Here is a 15,710-nt window from a genome sequence, read left to right on the forward strand (position 1 = left end):
GTGCAGTTCGTGCGCGTTCATGCTTGGAACAGTGGAGTTTCGAGCATCAAGATTCATGACGCGGCCGGTACATGTCAACGGCTTCGCGGATACCGGACGAGTAAAGACCCGTGGGGCCGGGCCTCATTTCGTCATCTTGACGATATTGAGGCGACCCAATATCGTCGCCATGACGAAAACAGGAGGTCCCGTCATGGCCGACATCAACCGCCGTCTGGGCTGGCGTCATCTGCGCTCCGCCCCCACCGCCCATATCCGCCACCACCGGCGCGGCAAGCTCGTCCACGACGGGCCGGGGCTCAGCTTCTGGTTCCGACCGCTGACCGCCGCCCTCTCCGAAGTGCCGGTCGACGACCGGGAGTTGGCGATGGCCTTCCACGCCCGTACCTCCGACTTCCAGGACGTGACCGCGCAGGCCACCGTCACGTACCGGATCAGCGACCCGGCCGTCGCCGCCGCCCGGCTGGACTTCTCGGTCGACCCGGACAGCGGTGTGTGGCGCGGCGCCCCGCTGGAGCAGCTGTCCACGCTGCTCACCGAGACCGCCCAGCAGCACGCGCTCGACGTGCTCGCCCGCACCCCGCTCGCGGCGGCCCTCGTCGACGGGGTGGCGTCCGTGCGCGAGCGGATCTCGGACGGGCTGGCGGCCGAGCCCCGGCTGCCCGCCACCGGCATCGAGGTGGTGGCGGTCCGGGTGGTGGCCATCCGCCCCGAGCCGGAGGTCGAGCGGGCGCTGCGCACCCCCGCCCGCGAGCAGATCCAGCAGGAGGCCGACCGGGCCACCTACGAGCGCCGGGCGGTGGCCGTCGAGCGCGAGCGCACGATCGCCGAGAACGAGCTCGCCAGCCGGATCGAACTGGCCCGCAGGGAAGAGCAGTTGGTCGAGCAGCGCGGCACCAACGCCCGCCGCGAGGCCGAGGAGAACGCGGCCGCCGACGGGGTGCGCGCCCGGGCCGAGGCGGCCCGTACGGTCCGGCTCGCCGAGGCCGAGGCGGAGGCCGCCCGTACCACCGGCGAGGCCCGCGCCCAGGCGCAGGCCGCCTGGCTGCGGGTGCACGGCGACTGCGACCCGGCGACGCTGCACGCCCTCACGGCGACCCGGCTGGCCGAGAACCTGCCCCGGATCGACAGCCTCACCCTCTCCCCCGACGTGCTCACCGGGCTGCTCGCCAAGCTGGCCCGCCCGGGCGGTGAGGAGCGGTGAGCCTGGCGCCGCGCGCGGTGCTCGTCCACCGCACCACGGAGTACGAGGAGTTGCTGGCCCGGCACGGCACCCACGGCCAGGCCGCGTTCTTCCTCGCCTCGCGCGGCCGCTCCCTCGACGAGGTGGCCGAGCGCCATCACCGCACCCGGCGGGCGCTCGCCGAGGTCGCGGCGGCGGTGCCGCTCCAGTGGCGCCAGTCGCGGGTGGAGCGGGCCGATCTGGACCGGTTCCTGTTCGCGCCGCAGGACGTGGTCGTGGTGGTCGGGCAGGACGGGCTGGTGGCGAACGCGGCCAAGTACCTCTCGGGCCAGCCCGTGGTCGGCATCGACACCGACCCGGGCCGCAACCCGGGCGTGCTGGTCCGTCACCGCCCGTCCGACGCGCGGAAGTTGCTGCCGGAGGCGGGCTCGGCCCGCGCCGACGAGCTCACCATGGTGGAGGCGGTCGCGGACGACACCCAGCGGCTGCTCGCGCTGAACGAGATCTATCTGGGGCCGCCGGGCCACCAGACCGCCCGCTACCGTCTGGGCCCGGACGACCCGGACGCCGCCCCGGAGCCCCAGGCCTCCTCGGGTCTGCTGGTCGGCACCGGCACGGGGGCCACGGGCTGGCTGCGCTCGCTGTGGCAGCAGCGCGGCAGCCGGCTCGCGCTGCCGGGCCCGGCCGACCCCCGGCTCGTCTGGTTCGTACGGGAGGCCTGGCCCTCCCCGACGACCGGGACGGCCTTGGTGGAAGGGGTGCTCGACGGCGTCGAGCGCCTTCGGCTGACGGTCGAGTCGGACCGCCTGGTGGCCTTCGGCGACGGAATCGAGTCGGACGCGCTGGAGTTGACGTGGGGACAGACAGTGAGCGTGGGGCGGTCGGACATCGCGCTGCGGCTGGTCGGATGAGCCCCGTGTGCCGTGGGCGCGCTCCCGCGTGAGCCCCCTCACAGCGTATGACGGGTCTATAAATCACGTTGACCCTGTCAGAAGCGACAAATACTCTTCATCCATGTTCGTTACGGGGTAAGATCACCGCTTTTTTCGCAGTGGAGATCATCAACATCCACCGGCGCTGCCGGGAAGATCCCTGGCTGGCGTCGGGCGGAGTCGAAGGATTCCAGCACGAAGCACGGGGGAAGCACGTTGAAAGTTCGTCTGCTCGGATCTCTGGAAATCACCGACGGCCATCTCACCTTCCGCGTTCCGGGGGAGAAGTTACGCGCGATCGTGGCGGCACTCGCCCTCTCGCCCGGCCGGCCCGTCTCACGTCACGATCTCATCGACGAGCTGTGGGGAGAGGAACTCCCCCGCAACGCCGAGAACTCGCTCCAGGGCCATGTCGCCCGGCTGCGCCGCATCATCGAGTCCCGCACGGGGCGCGACGGGCCGCGCGGCCTCATCCAGACGTCCAGCTTCGGCTATGCGCTGTCGCTGCCCGAACGGGACGTCGACGCCTCGCTGTTCACCGCCCTGGTGCGGCAGGCCACCGCCGCACGCCGGGCCTCGCCCGAGCGGGTGGTCAAGCTGCTCACCGAGGCCCTCGCCCTGTGGCGCGGGCCCGCGCTCCTCGACACCGGCCAGGGCATGATCAGCCGGCTCGCCTACACCCGGCTCACCGAGGTGCGGCTGATGGCGTACGAGCACCTCTTCGACGCCGAGCTGGACCTCGGCAGACATCGCGAGGTGGTCACCGAACTCCAGCAGCTGCACGCCCAGTACCCACTGCGGGAGCGGTTTTGCGAGCAGCTCATCACCGCGCTGTACCGCTCGGGCCGCCAGGCCGAGGCACTCGACGCCTACCACCGCACCCGGCAGCGGCTCTCGCACAACCTCGGCCTGGAGCCTGGGGACGCGCTGCGCGCCCGCTTCCAGGACATCCTGAGGAGGGAGCCGGTCGCGCTCTGATCACGGGGGGCGTGTCGTCGCCTTCCGGTCCGCCCGGCAGGCGACGACACGGCCGCCACGACAGGCCCTCGGGGCGTCCGTCAGGGTGACTTGGCCAGAGCCAGCAGCCGGCCCAGCGCCCCGGCGGCCGCCCCGCCCTGCCACGCCAGATAGCCGGGCTGGACCAGATGCGGATCCCAGGTCCGCTGGTAGGCGAGCCGCTCGGCCGCCCGGTGGCGCCACTCGCCGCGTTCGGCGGCCAGCCGCAGCAGCCTCGCCGCCAGCACGCTCGCCGAGCCCAGTTCGTACTGCGCGCAGAGCCCGGCGAACGGGGTGAACCCGAGGTGCAGCCACTGGGCCCGCTCAGCCGTGAGGACCCGTACGGCCTCCAGGTTGACCGCTTCCAGGGCGCCCTGCGGGGCGCCGGGCACCCGGTGGGCGGTGTGGTGCAGCCAGCCCGGGCGGCCGCCGAAGACCGGCAGATAGGTGACGCGGGCGACGGTCTCGTCCCCGACGCGGCCGGTGAACACCCGCCGCCCGCCCGCCTCCCCGGCTGCGGTGCCGCTGTCCTCGTACGCCTCTTCGGCCGCTTCCACCCCCGCCAGCCACGCCCGGGAGACCGCGAGCCGCAGTGCGGCCAGGCGCGGGCCGCCGAGGCGGAATTCGGGAAGGTAGAGCGCATAGGAGGAGCCCGCCTGGTTCACCGTGAAGCCGCAGCGCGAGAACAGCTGGGCCTCCGCGCGCCGCAGCCCGGTGGCCACCACTTTGCGGCGGCGCTCCGCGGCGAATTCCACGAAGGCGCGCAGCAAGGGCTCCTGGCCGTCGTGGGGAGCGATCACTCCGGCGCTCTGGTGCAGCTGAGCGCCGGTGTCCCGATAAGGGATCACCCCCTGCCGTCCCGCCACGGTGAAATACTCCGCCCCCTCGCTCATCGCGGGAAAGGCACCGGGATTGTCGCCATAGGCGCGTAACGCGCCGAAATCCGTGTCGCCGCTGCCCACGGCGAAGGTGTCGATGCTCATGACATTCCCCCCTGTCACGAGCATCGTCGCAGCGACAGGCACCAATTCCCTGACACGGCGGTCTCAGTCCCGTCTCAGAGTCCTCTCAGCGGGGCCCTGCCGACGGGATCCGCGCCGGCTCGCAAGGCCTACGGCGCCAGGCAGGCGGCCAGGGTCCGCACCACCGCCGCCGCGGCCACCGCGTGCCCCAGGCTGTTCAGCCGGCCCGGCTGCGGGGCCCACAGCGTACGGGGGTCGGTGTCCGGCTGCTTCATCAGGTCGATGTGCAGCGCCCCATGACGAAGCGTCACTATCGTCAGCCGCTCCACCAAAAGGCGCTGGCGGGAGCGCACCCGGTCGCGCTGCGCCGGGGCCACCTGACCGGAGGCGGACCAGTCGAAGGGGCTGACGACCACGGTGTGGCGACAGGCCGTCTCCTGCAACGAGGCGACGATTCGGCTGAGTTCGGTCTCCACCGCATCCGCGTCGAACCGGCGCGCCCGCACGTCCGGCCCACCGCACACGATCAGGGCGAGGTCGGCCCGGAAGGCGAGTGCCTGGGCGAGCTGGCGCGAGCGCACCTCGGCGAGGACGAGTTCGCGCCGGGCCTGCACCAGCAGACAGGCGAGGCCGGGGCGGGCCTCGCGCAGCGCCCGGGCCACCCGGTCGGGCCAGACCCGGGGCCGGTAGCCGGGGACCACCGCACCCCGGGCGAGCCGGCCCTCCTGGCCGCTGAGCACCACGGCCCGCCGCCACGGGAGGCCGCCGAGCAGGGCCCTGGCCTCGCCCGGGCGCAGACAGCGCGGATCGTCGTCCTCCATCGCACAGCCCCGCCTTTCGCTCGCCCCCGCGCTGCCGTCGTAATGACCGGCTGTCCGGTAGTCAACCGCCTGTGGCACCAGGACAGTTGTGTGAAGCGCAGTTCGGGCCACCCCCGGCCGCCCGCGACGGGTACCCCGGGGCGCGCCGGGTAAGACACGCGTCTCAGTGTCGTCTCAGTGGGGTCTCAGCGGCCCCCGCCAGGATCCATCCGTACGAGGATGGGAGAGGTACCCGAAGAGGTCCACCGGGGGTTCCGGGCACGCGCCGGACCGGGCACGTGCGCCCGCGCAGGTTCGAATCCTGCCCTCTCCGCCACAGCACTGCTTCGCCGAGCGCGCCGAGGTGTCCGTCGATGAGTCCGTCCCCCAAGTCCGTTCTGGTGGTAGGCAATCCAGCCGCGGGAACGTACTCGCGGGAGATGGCTCACAAGGTCGCGCGACGGATCGCGGGGGCCGGAACGCCCGTCGAGCTGGCTGTGACAGAGCGGCCGGGCCATGCCCAGCAGCTCGCCCGCGCCGCGGGCGGGCCGGGCGGCCCGGCCGTCCTGGTGTGCGTGGGGGGCGACGGCACCGCCCACGAGATCGTGACGGGGCTGCTCGCCGGGCGGGAGGAGCGGCGCGCCGCCCTGCTTGTCCTGCCCGGCGGCCGGGGCAACTCCTTCTACCGCGAGCTGTGGTCCGACCGGCCCTGGCCCGCCGCCCTGGAGGCCGCGCTGGCGGCGCCCCGGATCCGCCGCGTCGATCTGGCGCGGATCGCCGAGACCGGTGAACTGGCCCTGCTCGGCGCCTCGTCGGGGCTCGCCGCGCAGGCGCTGACCAGTGTGCGGGACGCGCTGGGGCCGGACCGGCGGCGCTATCAGTCGGCGGTGGCGCGGACGATGATCGCGTTTCGGCCTTACCGGGGGCGGGTGAGCGTGGACGGGGCCGTCGTGCAGTGCGGTGAGACCGTCTCGGTCCTGGTGGGCGGCGGCCGGCGGCGGGGCGGGCAGTTCATGCCGCTGCCCCGCTCGGTCCTGGACGACGGGCTCCTCGACATCTGTGTGGCGGGCGCGCGGCTGCCGCTGCGGGAGATGGTGCGCCTGGCCCGGGACGGCAGCCATGTGGGGCGCGCCGGGGTGGTGTACGCGCGGGGACGCCAGGTGGTGGTGGAGCGCACGGACGGCGAGCCGCTCTTCTTCGAGCACGACGGCGACCTGCTGTACACCGGCTCGGACCGCTACACGCTGGACGTGGTCCCGCGCGCGCTGCCGGTGCTCGCCCCGTAGCCCTCCGGCGCGGCCGGCTCGGGCAGCCCGCGCGCCAGCCACCAGGCGAGGGCGCACAGACCGATCAGCGGGGCGAGCGCCCACCCGAGGCCCACCGTCTCGCCCAGCGCGCCGATCCCCGGCGAGACCACTCCCCCGACGCTCACCGCGAGCCCCAGCGTCACCCCGCTCGCGGTGCCGACCCGGCTCGGCAGGAAGTCCTGTCCGAGGGTGACGTGGAGGGAGAACGGCACGTACAGCACGGCGGCCGCCAGTGCGGCGAGGGCGAGGAGCGCGGGCCCGGGCACCAGGACCACGCCCGCCACGGCCGGGACCGAGGCGGCGTACGCGATCCGTACGGTACGGACCCGGCCCCAGCGCACCGCGAGCCGTCCCCCGGCGACGGTCCCCGCCGCCCCGCCCGCGAAGAGGGTGAACAGCGCGGCCGACCCGGTCGCGGGGCCGCCGCCGACGCGCTCCTGGGCGTAGAGGCCGATGAAGGCGCTCAGGCCGACGAAGACCACCGAGCGGCACACCACGATCGCCGAGAGCCGCAGGAACACCGGCCAGTTGTCCGGCGCGGCGGACCGGGCGGCGGCGGCCTGCCCGGCCGCCGTCCGCCGCGCCAGGACCCGCACCGCCGACGCCGTGCCGAGGACCCCGGCCACCGCGGGCACCACCAGCCATGGCGTCGCCCCCAGCCCTCCGGCCGTGAGCACCGGCCCCACGACGACGGGTGCGAGCGCGAAGCCGAGGGTGCCGCCCAGTGAGTACCAGCCCATGGCGACATGGCTGCCCCGGCCGGCGGCCCGGGCGAGCCGCGCGGACTCGGGGTGGTAGGCGGCGACGCCGATCCCGGCGAGCGCGACCGCCAGCCAGGTCAGCGCGTAGGAGCCGCCGAGGCCGGACAGGGCGATGCCCACGCCCGCGCAGAGGCTGCTCACCGGGATCAGCCACGGCATCGTCCACCGGTCGGTGAGCGCGCCGAACAGGGGCTGGACGACCGAGGAGAGCAGGGTCGCGGCGAGGACGACGCCGGACGCCGCCGTATAGCCGTAGCCGCGCTCGGCGACCAGGAAGGGGACGAGCGCGGGCACCGCCCCCTGGTAGAAGTCGACCGCGGCGTGGCCGAGGGCCATCACCGTGATCGCGGACGCCCTGGGGGCCTTCGTCGGCTGCGCTGTCGTCGTCACCCCTCGATCCTGCGAGCGCGGCCCCTCGGCGGGCTTCCGATAAAGTGCCGAGCTGTGCCGATTTTCCGCCACGGTCCGCCGCACGTCCCCACCACAACCCGGTACCTCGCGCCGGGTACGGGGGTACGGGCGCACCGCCACGAGGTGCACCAGGTCGTCTACGCGGGCCGCGGCGTCCTCTCCGTGACCACGGACGCGGGCAGTTGGGTCGCCCCGGCCACCCGGGCGATCTGGGTGCCGGCCGGGACCCCGCACGAGCACCGGGCGTACGGGGAGACCGCGCTGCACACCGTGGGTGTTCCGGTGGACCGCGATCCGCTGGGCCTCGAGCGGCCCGCGGTGCTGGCGGTGGGGCCGCTGCTGCGCGAGCTGATCATCGCGTACAGCTCGCCGGGGCCGAAGGAGACGCCCGAGGACCGCCGGATGCTGGCGGTCGTCCTGGACCAGTTGCGGCACGCTCCCGAGCAGCCACTGCACCTGCCCACCGCCCGCGACCCCCGGCTGGCGGCGCTCTGCGCGATCCTGGACGAGAACCCGGCCGACCCCCGCTCGCTGGCGGCGCTCGGCACGGCGGTGGGGGCGAGCGCGCGCACTCTGGCGCGGCTGTTCCGGGCCGAGATGGGGATGACGTTCCCGCAGTGGCGTACGCAACTGCGGCTGCACCACGCGCTGGTGCTGCTCGCGGGGGACGCGACGGTGACGTCGGTGGCCCGGCAGTGCGGGTGGTCGTCGACGAGCGCGTTCATCGACGTGTTCCGCCGGGCGTTCGGACATACGCCGGGGGCGGGCCGGGCGCTGCATTCGGGCGCGGCCCCGTTGTGGCTGAGCGCGCAGTTCCCCACGCCCCTGAGCAGTTAGGGGCGCGGGGAACGGCGCGAGAAGCGGCCACCGGCGCACGGACGGACATACGACGTTGTCGACTACCGGCCCGACGTGGCTGGTCGCGCAGTTCCCCGCGCCCCTGAAAGCCCGTGGCTGAGCAGAGCTCTCCGGCTGGGCCCAACCCCCTGAGGGGCGCGGGGAACTGCGCGAGCAACCCGCCACCCAGCCGCAGACAAAGACCGGGCACAAGAACCCCCACCCAACCAAAAACAGTCATCGCACGATCCGAACGCGCCAGTTGCCCCTCACTGCCCGGCAACGGCCGTCCGTCACCCGTGGATCGCGGGCATCATCGGCCCACCGATCGTCGTTGGGCCCGGAGGTGCGCGTGATACGGAAATTCCTCGCCAGGCCGAGGCGGTCGGCAAGCGGCGGGCCGACCCCGGCCGAGGGGACGCTGTTGCGCGAGGCCGCGGAGTTCGTCCGGCTGCACCGCGCGGAGGAGCCCGCGCTCGGCGGCCCGGAGCGCCGCCTCGCGGAGATACGGGACGAGATCCGGGCGACGGGAACGTACCGGCACACCGCGCAGGAGCTGGAGTTCGGGGCGCGGGTGGCCTGGCGCAACAGCAACCGGTGCATCGGACGGCTCTACTGGCGTTCGCTGCGCGTGCGCGATCTGCGCCACCTCACCGACGCCGAGCCGATCGCCGAGGCGTGTGCCGAGCATCTGCGCGAGGCCACCAACGGCGGCCGCGTCCGGCCGCTGATCACCGTGTTCGCCCCGGACGCGCCGGGCCGCCCCGCGCCCCGCATCTGGAACGAGCAGCTGATCCGGTACGCGGGCTACCGCCTCCCCGACGGCCGTGTGCTGGGCGATCCGCGCAACGCCGGGCTCACCGAGCTCGCGCTGCGGCTCGGCTGGCCGGGCGGGCCGCGTACCGCCTTCGACGTGCTCCCGCTGGTCGTCGAGGGCCTGCACGACAAGCCGCGCGTCTTCGAGCTGCCCGGCGACGCGGTCCTCGAAGTGCCGCTGGACCACCCCGAGGACGACTGGGGCCGCGCGTGGGGGCTGCGCTGGCACGCCGTGCCCGCGATCTCCGGGATGTGTCTGGAGATCGGCGGCATCCACTACCCGGCCGCCCCCTTCAACGGCTGGTACATGGGCACCGAGATCGGCGCCCGCAACCTCGCCGACACCGACCGGTACGACCTCCTGCCCCGCGTCGCCGAACGCCTCGGCCTGGACACCACCGACGACCGCTCCCTGTGGAAGGACCGCGCCCTGGTCGAGCTCAACCGGGCCGTGCTGCACTCCTTCGACCGCGCGGGCGTCACCATGGCCGACCACCACACCGAGTCGCGCCGCTTCGTACGCCACTTGGAGCGCGAGGAGCACAAGGGCCGCACGGTCCCCGCCGACTGGTCCTGGATCGTGCCCCCGATGTCCGGCGCCACCACCGAGGTCTTCCACCGCACCTATGACACGGCGGAGCTGCGGCCGGGGTTCGCGCACCACCCCGAGGCGGCCGCCCGGGCGCGTGGCGAATCGATTCGGCGCACGTCGTGACGGGCGTACGGGCCACTGAGGAACCGGCCCCCGGGGAAGGGGCGGACGTAGGCGGGTGCGGGGACGTGGGCGTACCGCCGTGTCCCCCGGGAGGCTGAGATTCGCTGGTACTTCTGTCCGCCGGGGCCCTCCAGCCATGGGCCCGAACCCCTTGGTGCGGCCGACCGCCGCGACCCACGACAGGGGGCGGTGCCGCTGCGGGCGCCGTACACGACGAGAACGCCCGGGCCTCCGTAGGGCGGAGGGCATGCCGACAGACCCACTGCCAGACTGGCGTAATTGCACATGATGCGCAAGAGTGACGCACCGCAATGGGTTGATGGGTCGTCAAATCATCTGTAGCAGAAGGGCCTTGGGCGAGCCCGGCACCCGGGCCGCTAGAGGCTCTGCGAGTCGTCCGCGACCGCCAGCCGTTGCAGCAGCTCACGCAGCACATCGCGCTCCGCCACCGACAGGGGCTGCAAAAAGGATTCATGGATCTTGACCATCAGATCCCCGGCATCCCGCAAGCACACGGTGCCGCGGTCGGTCAGATAGAGCGCGAAGGTTCTGCGGTCGGCGCCGCGGCGGCGCTCCAGGAGGTTCTTCCGCTCCAGGTCGTCGACGAGTCCGACGATGGTCGTCCGGTCGATACGGAGGGTCTGTCCGACCATCCGCTGGTTGATCCCGGGCTCGGAGTCCACCACGTTCAGCACCCCGAACTGACGCAGCGTGATGTCCAGATGCGCCAGCGCCTGCTCGGCCTGCTCGGTGAAACGCTGGCCGGCCTTGCGGAGAAGGAAGCCGTGCCAGCCTTGCAACCCCTGGAACAACGGCTGTGTCCCACTGTTCGGTTCCCGCTTCGCCATCACTTTTCCGGTTCACCCTCCAGTGGTGACGGCCCATCATGAGGGCTGCGCAGCAGGCCCCTTGACTGCCAAGTCACCGGTCGGCCATGCTCCCGAATCGACAGAGCACCTGATTGTCACTGTAGCAGACGATCTCTCTTGCTCCTTTTGCGCGCCGTCACTGCGCGATCTTCATGACCGACGGGGGAACCATGGTCAGCGTCATCGAGTATTCAGATCCGGTCGAGCACTGTCCCGGCTACCTTGTGTACGACGCCACGGACTGCCGCCTCGCGGCGGGCGGGTGCCGTATGCAGGCCGGGCTCACCGCCGACACCCTCCAGACCCTGGCGAGCCGCATGACGCTCAAGCAGCGCGTGCTGGGGGTCAACGTGGACGGCGCCAAGTGCGGCATCGCCTACGACCCGAACGGGCCGCACCGCGCGGAGGTGCTGCGCCGCTTCGTCGCCTTCCTGTCCGACGAGCTCTCCACCCGCTTCAGCATGGGCTGCGACATGGGCACCCGGTTCGAGGAGCTCGACAAGATGGCCGCCGCGCTCGGCGTCGGCTCCGCCAAGGCCGCCGTCCGGCGCGCCCAGCGGATCACCGAGCGGGAGTTCCGTGCCCGGATGGACCTGCTCGACACCCGCGTCGGCCTGCTCACGCTCGGCCAGCGCCGGGCCGGCCAGGCCCTCGCCCACTCCGCGCTCGCCGCCACCGCCCACACCGGCCGTCGCGACAGCCAGGTCAGCGTCGCCCTCCAGGGCTTCGGCAACCTGGGCCGGGCCGCGGCCCTCGCCCTGCTCGAAGCGGGCGTACGCATCACGGTCGTCTCCGACGAGTACGGCTGCGCGGTCGACCCGCGCGGCCTCGACATCGCCCGCATGCTCACCCTCGACCAGCGCCGCCCGGTCCAGAGCCTGCTGGCCGAACCGATGCGGCTGCCCCGCGAGGCCCTGTTCGAGCTGCCCGCGGACGTCCTGGTCCTGGCGGGCGGGGAGGACGCCGTCACGGCCGAGCGGGCGGCGGTGCTGCCGGTGCCGATCGTCGCCGTGGGCGCCAACTGCGGGCTCAGCCCCACCGCCGAGCGGCTGCTGCTCGACCGCGGGGTCGTGGTGGTCCCCGACTTCATCGGCGGGATCGGCGGCTCGGCGTCCATGGAGGCGCTGTTCGGACCGCACGCCACCCCGACGGCGCCCGAGGTGCTCGACACCATCGGCGCGATGATGCGCGAGCTCGTCGGGGACATCCTCTGCGGGGCCCGCGACCGGCGGGTCAGCCCCCGCCAGGTGGCCGAGGGCATCGCCGCCTCCGCGATCGTCTCGCCCCGCGAGAAGCCGTATGGCGCCAGTCCCTACCGCCCGGCCCGCCCCACACCCCGGGGCAGCCGGGGGCGTTCCGTCCGTACCCCGCTGAAGTCCGAGAGGCGACCGTCATGACCACCGCACCCTCGCCCGAGACCCCGGCCACCGCCCCGCAGACCACCGAGTGCGCCCACTTACGCGGCCACATCACCGACTCGCGCTTCTACGGGCACCGGTACAGCACCCAGGCCAGCCACCGCATCTTCTGCGACCGATGTCGCTATCAACGGTGGCTCGACGTCGAGGCGGCGCTCGCCCTGACCCAGGGCGAGCTGGGCATCATCCCGGAGGCGGCCGCGCGGATGATCGCGGAGGCCGCCGACGTGGACCGGCTCGACCTGCCCGCGATCCAGGCGGAGATCCGCCGCACCAGCCATTCGCTCGTCGGCTTCCTGCGCGTCTTCCAGGCCTCCTGCGAGGGCGGCGCCGGGGAGTACGTGCATTACGGCGCCACCACCCAGGACATCCAGGACACCGCGCAGGTGCTGGAGATGCGGGACGTCCTGGACGAGATGGAGCGGCTGCTGCGGGGCCTCGCCGGGCAGCTCGCGGAGCTCGCCGAGGCCAACGGGGCCACCGTGGCGCTGGGCCGCACCCACGCCCAGCCCGCCCTGCCGATGGGCTTCGGCGTCAAGGTCGCCAGCTGGCTGGACGAGATCGTCCGGCACCTGGAGCGCATCGAGCAGCTGCGGCCCCGGGTCCTCGCGGCGCAGCTCTTCGGCGGCGTCGGCACCATGGCCGGCTTCGGCGAGCAGGCGCTGCCGCTGCTCGACGCGTTCGCCGCCCGGCTGGGGCTGGCGGCGCCGGCGGTCGGCTGGCACGTGTCGCGGGACCGGGTGGTGGAGTTCGTGTCGTGCCTGGCCATGGTGGCGGGGACGATGGGGCGGATCGGGGACGAGGTGCGCGTCCTGTCCCGCCCCGAGTTCGGCGAGCTGGAGATCGGCTGGCGGCACGGCCAGGTCGGCAGCAGCACGATGCCGCACAAGCGCAACCCGGAGGCGTGCGAGCAGGCCGTCGTCATGGCCCGGCTCACCGCGGCCCAGATGGCCAACGCGCTGGCGTGCTTGGGCGGCGACCACGAGCGCGACTCGCGGTCCCTGCGCATCGAGTGGGCCTGTGTGCCCGACGCCTCGCACTACGCGCTCTCGGCGTGCGAGATCGTCACGCACCTGATCGGCGGCCTCGCGGTCCGGCCGGAGCGGCTGCGCACCAACGTCTCGGCGGTCGCCGAGCAGATCGCCACCGAGAAGCTGATGCTGGCGCTCGGCAAGCACATCGGGAAGCAGACCGCCCACGAGTACGTGTACGAGCTCGTCCAGGCGGCGCGCGAGAACGGCTCCTCGATGCGGGAGGTGACCGGCCGCGACGGGCTCGCGGGCGCACCGCTGGACGCCGCCGCGCTCGACGAGATCTTCGACCCGGCGACCTACCTCGGCCAGTCCGTGGCCCTGACCGGCCGGGCGGTCGCCGGGGCCCGCGAGGCCCTGGCACGGGCCGCGCGAGCGGAAGGCGGCGACGCGCGATGAGCGCCGCGATCGCGACCGCCGAACCCGCCACCGGGGAGATATCCGGGGCCCGCGAGATCGTCTTCCCGCGCCCGCTCTACGCCAGCCTGGTGGCCCACGCCGTACGGAAGTTCACCGGCCACTACCTGGCGGGCGAGACCGAGGAGCGCAAGGCGTTCGGAATGCTCGCGGGCCGCCCCGTCCCCGGCGGCATCCAGGTCGGCTCCGTCTTCCCGCTCATCGTCAACCTGCGCCACGACAGCGGGCACCGCGCCCGGATGGACGAGGTCGTCGAGGAGCACGCCATCCCGTCCGAGACGCCGATGGACCAGCGCGGCTGGATCGCCGACCCGCGCGAGCTGATGGCGATCGACGACGCGTGCGACGACGCCGGCTGGGTGCTGTTCGGCAACTACCACACCCACCGGGTGCCCTGGCCGCACGATCCGCTCCGGGACACCTGCACCCGTCTGGACCGGGTGCTGGCCGCCGAGTCGGGCCAGTGGACGTTCATCCTGTCCGTCGTCGATCTGCACCGCCCGGTCCTGAGGGCGTTCTTCGAGGGCGACAACGACCGCGAGGCGACCGTCCGTATCGTCCCGCCGCTGCCCGGGATGCGCGCGGCCGGGGCCTGAACCGCCCGGGCCGAGCCGCACCCGTAACCGAGCACCTTTCTCTTCCACTCCCATAAAAGGGGCCGTCATGGACCGCACCCAGGCATACAACGACGTCATCCGCTTCCACGGCCACGAATGCCCCGGCGCCGCCTTCGGCGTCCGGGTCGCCGAGGCCGCGCTCACCGCCCTCGACCTCAAGGACCCGGCCACGCCGCTGGTCCTGGTCTCCGAGACCGACGCGTGCGCGGTCGACGCGCTCCAGGTGCTCACGGGCTGTACGTACGGCAAGCGCAATCTGATCCACCAGGACGCGGGCCGCAATGTGTTCACGCTCTGGGAGCGCGACGGCTCCCACGCCGTCCGGATAAAGGCGAAGGCGGGCAGCATCGTCTTCCGCACCGAGGAGATCTGGGCGCTGGCCGGCCGGATCGACGACGGCACCGCGACCCTGGAGGACGAGCAGGCCTTCGCCCGGCTCCAGGGCGAGCGGATCACCGCGCTCCTGGACGCGGCGGACGAGGAGATCCTCTCGGTCGAGAAGGTCGAGGCCCCGGCGCCGGGCGTCAAGCACCTGGCCCGCACCGACCTCTGCGTGGACTGCGGCGAGCCGACCAGCGTGGAGACGCTGCACGACCACCGCGGCCGGATGGTCTGCCCGGCCTGCCATCTGGCCGCGCACGGCGGTGTGCTGCCCGAGGGCCACGGCGACCACGGGCACCACCCGCAGAGCCACAAGCACCACCACGGGCACCAGCACGAGCACAAGCACTGACCGATGCCGACCGAGCGCGTACCTGCGGAAGGGGCCCTGCGGCCGTGACAGTCTTCGTGATCGGCGCGGCCGGCGGGCTCGGGCAGCTGGTGGTCCGGGCGCTGCGGGAGCGCGAGGTGGAGGTGGCCGTCCTGGCCCGGGACCCCGAGCGGGTCCCGGCCGGGCCGGGTGTGCGGGTGGTGGCCGGGGACCTGTCGGACCCGGTGCCGGTCAGGGCGGCCGCCGAGGGCTGCGCGAGTCTGTTCCTGTCGGCCGCCTGCGACGTGGAGTGCCAGAGCGCGGCGGTGGACGTCGCCGCCGACGTCGGCGCGCGGCTGGTGAAGATGTCGCCGTGGCAGGCGGCGGTACGGGAGGACAGCCCGGCGGCCGGGGCCCGGCACCACTGGATCACCGAGCGGTATCTGGCCAAGCGGGACCTGCCGTACACCATCCTCTCCCCCAACTACCCGATGCAGGAGCTGATCCGGCACTACGCGCCCGAGGTGCGCCGGCGCGGGGTGCTGGTCGACCCCGCGGGCGGGCGGGGCGTGAGTGTGGTCGACGAGCACGACGTGGCCGAGGTGGCCGCGCGGGTGCTCACCGAGCCGGGCCACGAGGGCCGCACCTACGCCCTCACCGGCCCGGCGGCGCCCACCTTCGCCGAGCTCGCGGAGGTGCTGACGGGGCTGACGTCGGTGCCGGTCGCGGCGCGCGAGCTCGCCGGGCCGGAGCTGGCGGCCTGGCTGGCCCGGGAGCACCGGCCGTGGGAGGCCGAACTCGACGCGCTGTTCGGGCAGTTCCGTGAGGGCGCGGGCGAGCGGGTGACCGCGGATGTGCGCCGGGTCACCGGGCGCGACCCGCACCCGGTCGCGGACTTCCTCAAGGAGCACCTCCAGCACTTCCTGCCTCGGACGGGGGACTGAGCC

At 73.4% G+C, this 15,710-nt stretch carries 15 protein-coding genes and 1 tRNA gene; 12 read left to right on the forward strand and 4 right to left on the reverse strand.

Going from position 1 to position 15,710, the window contains the following annotated elements; genetic code table 11:
* Nucleotides 1–193 precede the first annotated feature (193 nt).
* The 3 genes from ABD236_RS15175 to ABD236_RS15185 all read left to right on the forward strand — a co-directional run bounded on the left by ABD236_RS15175 (nt 194) and on the right by ABD236_RS15185 (nt 3,093).
* Nucleotides 194–1,204 carry an SPFH domain-containing protein gene (locus ABD236_RS15175; RefSeq protein ID WP_344074167.1) on the forward strand — a complete coding sequence of 337 codons (1,011 nt, stop codon included), beginning with the start codon at nt 194–196 and terminating at the stop codon, nt 1,202–1,204.
* Nucleotides 1,201–2,094: a hypothetical protein gene (locus ABD236_RS15180; protein WP_344074168.1), complete on the forward strand. Its 894-nt coding sequence runs from the start codon at nt 1,201–1,203 to the stop codon at nt 2,092–2,094. The genes ABD236_RS15175 and ABD236_RS15180 overlap by 4 nt, the downstream gene beginning before the upstream one ends.
* A gap of 237 nt (nt 2,095–2,331) precedes the next feature.
* On the forward strand, nt 2,332–3,093 hold the full coding sequence (locus ABD236_RS15185; protein ID WP_344074169.1) for an AfsR/SARP family transcriptional regulator: 762 nt from the start codon (nt 2,332–2,334) through the stop codon (nt 3,091–3,093).
* A gap of 80 nt (nt 3,094–3,173) precedes the next feature.
* Here the strand turns inward: ABD236_RS15185 and ABD236_RS15190 are convergent, their stop codons facing one another.
* Both ABD236_RS15190 and ABD236_RS15195 read right to left on the reverse strand, forming a co-directional pair.
* The gene (locus tag ABD236_RS15190; RefSeq protein ID WP_344074170.1) at nt 3,174–4,094 is read right to left on the reverse strand and encodes a phosphatidylglycerol lysyltransferase domain-containing protein; all 921 of its coding nucleotides are present in this window, start codon (nt 4,092–4,094) and stop codon (nt 3,174–3,176) included.
* A 128-nt stretch (nt 4,095–4,222) separates the two neighbouring features.
* The gene (locus ABD236_RS15195; protein ID WP_344074171.1) at nt 4,223–4,894 is read right to left on the reverse strand and encodes a GDSL-type esterase/lipase family protein; all 672 of its coding nucleotides are present in this window, start codon (nt 4,892–4,894) and stop codon (nt 4,223–4,225) included.
* 222 nt (nt 4,895–5,116) lie between these two features.
* Between ABD236_RS15195 and ABD236_RS15200 the strand changes: the two genes are divergently transcribed.
* Nucleotides 5,117–5,210 (forward strand) — tRNA-Cys (locus tag ABD236_RS15200).
* Between the two features lie 37 nt (nt 5,211–5,247).
* Nucleotides 5,248–6,159 carry a diacylglycerol/lipid kinase family protein gene (locus ABD236_RS15205; RefSeq protein ID WP_344074172.1) on the forward strand — a complete coding sequence of 304 codons (912 nt, stop codon included), beginning with the start codon at nt 5,248–5,250 and terminating at the stop codon, nt 6,157–6,159.
* On the opposite strand, the gene ABD236_RS15210 is transcribed toward ABD236_RS15205, so the two are convergent.
* The gene (locus tag ABD236_RS15210) at nt 6,111–7,277 is read right to left on the reverse strand and encodes an MFS transporter (protein ID WP_344074247.1); all 1,167 of its coding nucleotides are present in this window, start codon (nt 7,275–7,277) and stop codon (nt 6,111–6,113) included. The genes ABD236_RS15205 and ABD236_RS15210 overlap by 49 nt on opposite strands.
* A gap of 108 nt (nt 7,278–7,385) precedes the next feature.
* Here ABD236_RS15210 and ABD236_RS15215 point away from each other — a divergent pair, with 108 nt between their 5' ends.
* Nucleotides 7,386–8,189, forward strand: coding sequence for an AraC family transcriptional regulator (locus ABD236_RS15215; RefSeq protein WP_344074173.1), 804 nt, complete (start codon nt 7,386–7,388; stop codon nt 8,187–8,189).
* Between the two features lie 424 nt (nt 8,190–8,613).
* Entirely contained in the window at nt 8,614–9,720 is a 1,107-nt protein-coding gene (locus ABD236_RS15220; protein ID WP_425543871.1) for a nitric oxide synthase oxygenase, read from the forward strand.
* Nucleotides 9,721–10,097: 377 nt separating this feature from the next.
* Here the strand turns inward: ABD236_RS15220 and ABD236_RS15225 are convergent, their stop codons facing one another.
* Nucleotides 10,098–10,568 carry a MarR family winged helix-turn-helix transcriptional regulator gene (locus tag ABD236_RS15225; RefSeq protein ID WP_344074174.1) on the reverse strand — a complete coding sequence of 157 codons (471 nt, stop codon included), beginning with the start codon at nt 10,566–10,568 and terminating at the stop codon, nt 10,098–10,100.
* 173 nt (nt 10,569–10,741) lie between these two features.
* On the opposite strand from ABD236_RS15225, the gene ABD236_RS15230 reads away from it, so the two are divergent.
* The 5 genes from ABD236_RS15230 to ABD236_RS15250 all read left to right on the forward strand — a co-directional run bounded on the left by ABD236_RS15230 (nt 10,742) and on the right by ABD236_RS15250 (nt 15,707).
* Complete coding sequence (locus ABD236_RS15230; protein WP_344074175.1) at nt 10,742–11,986, forward strand: Glu/Leu/Phe/Val dehydrogenase dimerization domain-containing protein; 1,245 nt, start codon at nt 10,742–10,744, stop codon at nt 11,984–11,986.
* On the forward strand, nt 11,983–13,437 hold the full coding sequence (locus ABD236_RS15235) for a class-II fumarase/aspartase family protein (RefSeq protein ID WP_344074176.1): 1,455 nt from the start codon (nt 11,983–11,985) through the stop codon (nt 13,435–13,437). Before ABD236_RS15230 ends, ABD236_RS15235 begins: the two co-directional genes overlap by 4 nt.
* A complete protein-coding gene (locus ABD236_RS15240; protein ID WP_344074177.1) occupies nt 13,434–14,051 on the forward strand; it encodes an MPN domain-containing protein in 618 nt (205 codons plus the stop codon). Before ABD236_RS15235 ends, ABD236_RS15240 begins: the two co-directional genes overlap by 4 nt.
* A gap of 67 nt (nt 14,052–14,118) precedes the next feature.
* The gene (locus ABD236_RS15245; RefSeq protein WP_344074178.1) at nt 14,119–14,805 is read left to right on the forward strand and encodes an FmdE family protein; all 687 of its coding nucleotides are present in this window, start codon (nt 14,119–14,121) and stop codon (nt 14,803–14,805) included.
* Nucleotides 14,806–14,849: 44 nt separating this feature from the next.
* The gene (locus ABD236_RS15250) at nt 14,850–15,707 is read left to right on the forward strand and encodes an NAD(P)H-binding protein (RefSeq protein WP_344074179.1); all 858 of its coding nucleotides are present in this window, start codon (nt 14,850–14,852) and stop codon (nt 15,705–15,707) included.
* Nucleotides 15,708–15,710 lie beyond the last annotated feature (3 nt).

The organism is Streptomyces crystallinus, assembly GCF_039521265.1.
Taxonomy (GTDB): Bacteria; Actinomycetota; Actinomycetes; order Streptomycetales; family Streptomycetaceae; genus Streptomyces; species Streptomyces crystallinus.

Bases quoted from the DNA above. Each gene is read 5' to 3' on its own strand.
- ABD236_RS15245 (WP_344074178.1), top strand. From the start codon at position 14,119: ATGGACCGCACCCAGGCATACAACGACGTCATCCGCTTCCACGGCCAC.
- ABD236_RS15225 (WP_344074174.1), bottom strand. From the start codon at position 10,568: ATGGCGAAGCGGGAACCGAACAGTGGGACACAGCCGTTGTTCCAGGGG.
- ABD236_RS15210 (WP_344074247.1), bottom strand. From the start codon at position 7,277: ATGGCCCTCGGCCACGCCGCGGTCGACTTCTACCAGGGGGCGGTGCCC.
- ABD236_RS15240 (WP_344074177.1), top strand. From the start codon at position 13,434: ATGAGCGCCGCGATCGCGACCGCCGAACCCGCCACCGGGGAGATATCC.
- ABD236_RS15175 (WP_344074167.1), top strand. From the start codon at position 194: ATGGCCGACATCAACCGCCGTCTGGGCTGGCGTCATCTGCGCTCCGCC.
- ABD236_RS15230 (WP_344074175.1), top strand. From the start codon at position 10,742: ATGACCGACGGGGGAACCATGGTCAGCGTCATCGAGTATTCAGATCCG.
- ABD236_RS15195 (WP_344074171.1), bottom strand. From the start codon at position 4,894: ATGGAGGACGACGATCCGCGCTGTCTGCGCCCGGGCGAGGCCAGGGCC.
- ABD236_RS15235 (WP_344074176.1), top strand. From the start codon at position 11,983: ATGACCACCGCACCCTCGCCCGAGACCCCGGCCACCGCCCCGCAGACC.
- ABD236_RS15205 (WP_344074172.1), top strand. From the start codon at position 5,248: ATGAGTCCGTCCCCCAAGTCCGTTCTGGTGGTAGGCAATCCAGCCGCG.
- ABD236_RS15190 (WP_344074170.1), bottom strand. From the start codon at position 4,094: ATGAGCATCGACACCTTCGCCGTGGGCAGCGGCGACACGGATTTCGGC.